This window comes from Geoalkalibacter sp. (assembly GCF_030604225.1).
Lineage (GTDB): Bacteria > Desulfobacterota > Desulfuromonadia > Desulfuromonadales > Geoalkalibacteraceae > Geoalkalibacter.
Map to the genome: position 1 here is coordinate 1 of NZ_JAUVWH010000169.1, position 5,273 is coordinate 5,273.

2 protein-coding genes and 2 pseudogenes are annotated in these 5,273 nt (G+C 63.7%); 1 reads left to right on the forward strand and 3 read right to left on the reverse strand.

Annotation, left to right across the window (positions count from 1 at the left end):
- Positions 1-21: 21 nt before the first annotated feature.
- Positions 22-2,180: pseudogene (locus tag QAT43_RS13970) on the reverse strand (ribonucleoside triphosphate reductase).
- Positions 2,181-2,471: 291 nt separating this feature from the next.
- On the opposite strand from QAT43_RS13970, the gene nikR reads away from it, so the two are divergent.
- Positions 2,472-2,891, forward strand: coding sequence for a nickel-responsive transcriptional regulator NikR (gene nikR / locus QAT43_RS13975; protein WP_305043701.1), 420 nt, complete (start codon positions 2,472-2,474; stop codon positions 2,889-2,891).
- A gap of 69 nt (positions 2,892-2,960) precedes the next feature.
- On the opposite strand, the gene QAT43_RS13980 is transcribed toward nikR, so the two are convergent.
- Positions 2,961-4,193, reverse strand: coding sequence for a S8 family peptidase (locus QAT43_RS13980; RefSeq protein WP_305043702.1), 1,233 nt, complete (start codon positions 4,191-4,193; stop codon positions 2,961-2,963).
- Positions 4,194-4,336: 143 nt separating this feature from the next.
- A pseudogene (locus QAT43_RS13985) lies at positions 4,337-5,273 on the reverse strand (hypothetical protein); the annotation flags it as partial.

Consider the following 5,273-nt stretch of genomic DNA (forward strand, 5'->3'; position numbering starts at 1 on the left):
AAAGCCCTTGATACCCATGGTTCAGCCTTTGGAATTGGCCTGCTCGACGAGATATTCGCGGCGGTCGCGGAATTCTTCCTTCTTGCCCTTGTTCCACTGCTGCACGGGGCGAAAGAAACCGCACACGCGGGAATAGACTTCAACTTTGGCGTCGCACTTGGGGGTCATGAGCTTTTCTCCTCGGGTTGATGTCAGGCCGCCTGGCCCTGAGCATGGTGCGGGCAGGCGAAATGCTCGCCGGCGATGTAGCCGTGCTCGGGACAGATGGTGAAGGTCGGGGTGATGGTGAAATAGGGCAGATGGAAATTTTCCGCGATGCGCCGCGCCAGCAGCCGCGCGCTCTGCCAGTCCTCGAGGCGCTCGCCGAGAAAGCCGTGAAATACGGTGCCGCCGGTGTAGCGGGTTTGCAGCTGATCCTGGTGGCGCAGGGCCTGGAAGATGTCGTCGGTGCTGCCCACCGGCAGTTGGGTGCTGTTGGTGTAGTAGGGCTGCTCGTGGCCGGCGGCGAGCAGCTCGGGATAGCGCTCGCGGTCGGCGCGCGCCAAACGGAAGCTGGTGCCCTCGCCGGGGGTGGCCTCCAGGTTGTAGAGATGGCCGGTTTCTTCCTGGTAGGCCTCAAGCTTGGCGCGCATGAATTCGAGGGTGTCCGTGGCCAGGGCGTGGCCCGCCGGGGTGGTGATGTCGCGGCCGATGAGGTTGAGGCAGGCCTCGTTCATGCCGATCAGGCCGATGGTCGAGAAGTGGTTGTCCCAGAAGTTGCCCGAGCGCTCCTTGATGCCTTCGAGGTAAAAGCGGCTGTAGGGGTAGAGACCGTGCTCGGTGAAGCGCTCAAGCTGCTTGCGCTTGATTTCCAGGGAATCGCGAGCGATGTCCATGAGCTCGCCGATGCGGGCGAAAAAAGCCTCCTGGGAGTCGGCCAGATAGGCGGCGCGCGGCAGATTGAGGGTGACCACGCCGATGGAGCCGGTCAGGGGATTGCTGCCGAACAGCCCGCCGCCGCGCCGGCGCAGCTCGCGGTTGTCCAACCTGAGCCGGCAGCACATCGACCGCGCATCCTCGGGACTCATGTCCGAATTGATGAAATTGCTGAAATAGGGGATGCCGTACTTGGCGGTCATCTCCCAGATGGGCTGGAAGCGCGGGCTGTCCCAGTCGAGCTCGCGGGTCAGGTTGTAGGTGGGGATGGGAAAGGAGAAGATGCGCCCCGAGGCATCGCCCGCCATCATCACCTCGCAGAAGGCGCGGTTGAACAGATCCATCTCCTCCTGGAACGCGCCGTAGCAAACCTCCATGAGTTGGCCGCCGATGATCACCGCTTCCTGGGCCAGGGTCGAAGGTGGGGTCATGTCCAGGGTGACGTTGGTGAACGGGGTCTGGAAGCCGACGCGGGTCGGCACGTTCATGTTGAAGATGAACTCCTGCATGGCCTGCTTGACCTCGGCGTAGCCCAAGCGATCAAAGCGGATGAAGGGCGCGAGCAGGGTGTCGAAATTGGCGAAGGCCTGGGCGCCGGCGGCCTCGCCCTGCAGGGTGTAGAAGAAATTGACCACCTGGCCCAACGCGGTGCGGAAATGCTTGGGCGGACCGCTCTGCACCTTGCCGTAGGCGCCGGTGAAGCCCTTGAGCAGCACCTCCTTGAGGTCCCAGCCGCAGCAGTAGACCGAAAGCATGCCGAGATCGTGCAGATGATAGTCCGCCTCGCGGTGGGGCGCGGCGATGTATTCGGGATAGATTTTATTCAGCCAGTAATTGCTGGTGATGTTGCTGGCGATGTGGTTGTTGAGGCCCTGCAGGGAGTAGCCCATGTTGGCGTTCTCGTTGACCCGCCAATCCTCCTGGGCGAGGTAGGAGTCGATGGATTCGATGGCCTCGCGCATGAACTCGCGGGTGCTGCGCAGGCTCTCGTGCTGCTTGCGGTAGAGGATGTAGGCCTTGGCGACCTTGGCGTGGCCGTTCTCGATGAGGATCTTTTCCACCAGATCCTGCACGTTCTCCACCGTGGGGATGCGCTCGTCCTTGTAGATGACTTCGAGGATGCCCACCACCTGGCGGGCGATGCTTGTGGCGCGCTCCATGTCGCTGCCGCCCACGGCGCGCACCGCCTTCTGGATGGCCTCGGTGATCTTGGCTTCCTCGAAGGCCGCCAGGCGGCCGTCGCGTTTGCGGATGAAGCTGAGCATGCTGTCCTCCCCCGGTGGATTTGGGGCGCCGTGGAAAAGCTTGCGCCGGCGCCCCGGCAACGGGGTGAATTTAGCATACGCATGTCGTGAGTCAAGGCAAAAAACCCAACATGTTGAATAGAAAATCGGAGGTTGCCACCAGATGTTGTGCTCCGGCGGTGGACAGGCTGTGGATAACTTCTGGGCGGGCGCCAGGGGTTTTGCAATTTCACCATAGATTATCGACCCTTGACCGTCGTGACCCGGCATGCTAGATACAATTCACCGCTTATCCCCATCCGGAGGCCCGCCATGTCAGAAACCGTCCGCTTCGGCATTTCCATCGACGATCGCCTCTTGCAGCGTTTCGACAGCCTCATCGCCGACAAGGGCTACAGCAACCGCTCCGAGGCCATCCGCGATCTCATCCGCAACGCCCTGGTGGAAGAGCAATGGGCCGACGCCGATCAGGAAACGGTGGGAACGGTCACCCTGGTCTACGACCACCACACCCGCGATCTCGCCGACAAGCTCACCGAGCAGCAGCACAGCCACCATGACGCCATCATCTCCGCCCTGCACGTGCATCTCGACGCTCATCACTGCCTGGAGGTGGTGGTGGTCAAGGGCAAATCCCGCGAGGTGCGCCGCCTCGCCGATGAGCTCATCGGCACCAAGGGCGTCAAGCACGGCAAGCTGGTGACGACCACCACCGGTCAGGGCCTGGAATAGCGCGTCGACAAGCCTCCCAACGCAAAAAGCCGCTCGAAAGAGCGGCTTTTTGCGTTGAGGAGGCCAAAATCAGCGACGTCCCTTGATGAGGTCGACCTTCTTGGGCTTTTTATCCTTCTTGTCTTTCCTGCCGTCGCCGGGCGGGATGACGCCCAGACCCAAGGCAGCCGCGGCGTCGATCCGGCCGTAGCCGTAATAGGGGTCATGGCCGCCGGCACCCAGATCCCGCGCGGTGTGGCGCAGACGCAGGCGCACCTCGTCGTTGATGCGCCCGTTGCCGTTGGCGTCCTGAATGCCCGCGGCGATCAGCAACGCGGCGACCCCGGCCACATGGGGCGCGGCCTGGGAGGTGCCGGTGAGGCTCAGGTACTGGTTGCCGCGCGCCGTGGAGACGATGCTGGTGCCGGGGGCGGCAAGCTCGATGCGCGCGTCGATGGAGGAGAATTCGCCGAATTGGTCGCCGGCGTCCGTGGCGTTGGCGGCGATGACCGAGTCGTAGGCGGCGGGGTAAAGCGCCTCGCCTTGATTGGTGTTGCCCGAGGAAGCCACCAGTAGGATGCCGGCCGCGTAGGCGCGGTCGCAGGCATCGCGGACGGCGGGGAAATCGCTGGAAAAGCCGAGGCTCAGGTTGATGATGTGCATGTTGTTGGCGATGGCCCAATCGATGCCCTGCACCAGCCACTCCAGTGAGCCAAAGCCCGCGCCGTCGAGCACCTTGACGCCGTAGATGCGCGCCAGGGGCGCGACGCCGACCACGCCCTGGCCGTTGAGCTCGGCGGCGATGATGCCGGCGGCATGGGTGCCGTGGCTGTTGGTGTTGTCGTCCATGGGGTCGGCATCGTCGAAGACGAAATCATAGCCGCCGGCGTAGCGCAGCATCAGATCCGGGTGGGTGTAGTCGATGCCGGTGTCGAGCACCGCGACGCGCACCTCCTGCCCGAACTTGCCGGCCTCGTGAGCGGTGCGTCCACCGATATGGGTGACCCCCCAGCTTTGGTTGTATTCCGCGCCGAGGATCGGGTCGATAGCCTGGATCCAGACGTTCTCCTGAACGTAGGCGACGCGCGGGTCGTTGCGCAGCGCCGCGGCCTCGGCTTCATCGAGCACGGCGCTCACCACCGGCAGGCGTCGCATGGATTTTTTCAACTTGCGTTTCTGTTCCAGGAACGAGGCTTTGTCGGCGGCCTGGGCCGCATCGTGGAAACCGACCAGATATTCCCGGGAAGACGCCGCCTGGCCGGAACCGGCGAGGGGCGCGACCAGCAGCGCCAGGGTAAGAAGGCTCAGCGCAATGGCTTTCATGGTGAATCGGTACTCCCTTGAAAGAGATGGATCTCCTGATGCCGCGAATCGCATGAAAAACGGGGGGACGTCGTAACGTCCCCCCTTGTGGTCATGACATGGTCATTGGATCATTGATTTTACTTTGCTGTCAGGATCGCCGATCAGCGACCCTTTTTCACGTCGCTCTTCTTGGAAGGAGCCGGCGTGCTGTCCTTGCCGCCCTTGCCACCCTTGCCGCCCTTGCCGCCCTTGACGGGAGGTTCGACCACGGGAGGTTCGACCACGGGCGGCTCAACCACGGGCGGCTCAACCACTCCGGTCAGTTGCGCCGACACCACGTAGGTGGAGAGCACCTCGACGGTCTGGCCGGCCTGGGCGCCGGCGGCCTTCACGACGATCTGGCCTTCATTCCAGGTGATCACGTCGGCCGGAGCATTGGCGATGTTGACGCCGAGGCCCTGGGCCTGGGGCGGCTGCATGCCGAAGCCCTTGCCGGCGATGACGATGCTGCCGTCGGCCTTGATGTCGGCGGAGGCGATGGCTACCTCGGGCTTCACCACCAGGCTCTCGGGGTTGGAGAGCTTATCGAGCTTCTTCGCCACGACGGCATAGTTGCCGACGGCCAGGGTGGCGGGAACGGCGACCTTGATGCTGTTGGGGGTGATGTTGAGGGGCGCCAGTTCAACGCTGTTGCCGGCGGCGTCGGTGAGCACCACCACCGAGTTGTATTCCACGGCGGGGATGCCGGCCATGGGCGAGTAGCTGTTGACGAAGTTCAGGCCGACCAGTTCGACGATGGTTTCCTTGCCGGCAACCACCACGTTGGCGGTCATGCCGTCGATCTGCGGCACCACGGGGCCGGCCATGGGCGCCACGGACTGGGTCTGGGTGAACCCGTGGCAGCCATTGCAGTCCTGATTGTTGCCGATGTGGCCGAACCAGGGCTGCATCTGGCCGACCTGCACGGTGGTGCCGGGGGCGGCGTACTGGATGTTGTGCAGGGACTGGATGCCGTGGCAGTTCTGGCACACGCGGATCTGCTGGGCGGTGGGAATGCTCACGGAAGGCACGCCGCCCGCGCCGGTCGTGTGGCACCAG

Coding starts and splice junctions, on each gene's coding strand:
- nikR (WP_305043701.1), top strand. CDS start 2,472: ATGTCAGAAACCGTCCGCTTCGGCATTTCCATCGACGATCGCCTCTTG.
- QAT43_RS13980 (WP_305043702.1), bottom strand. CDS start 4,193: ATGAAAGCCATTGCGCTGAGCCTTCTTACCCTGGCGCTGCTGGTCGCG.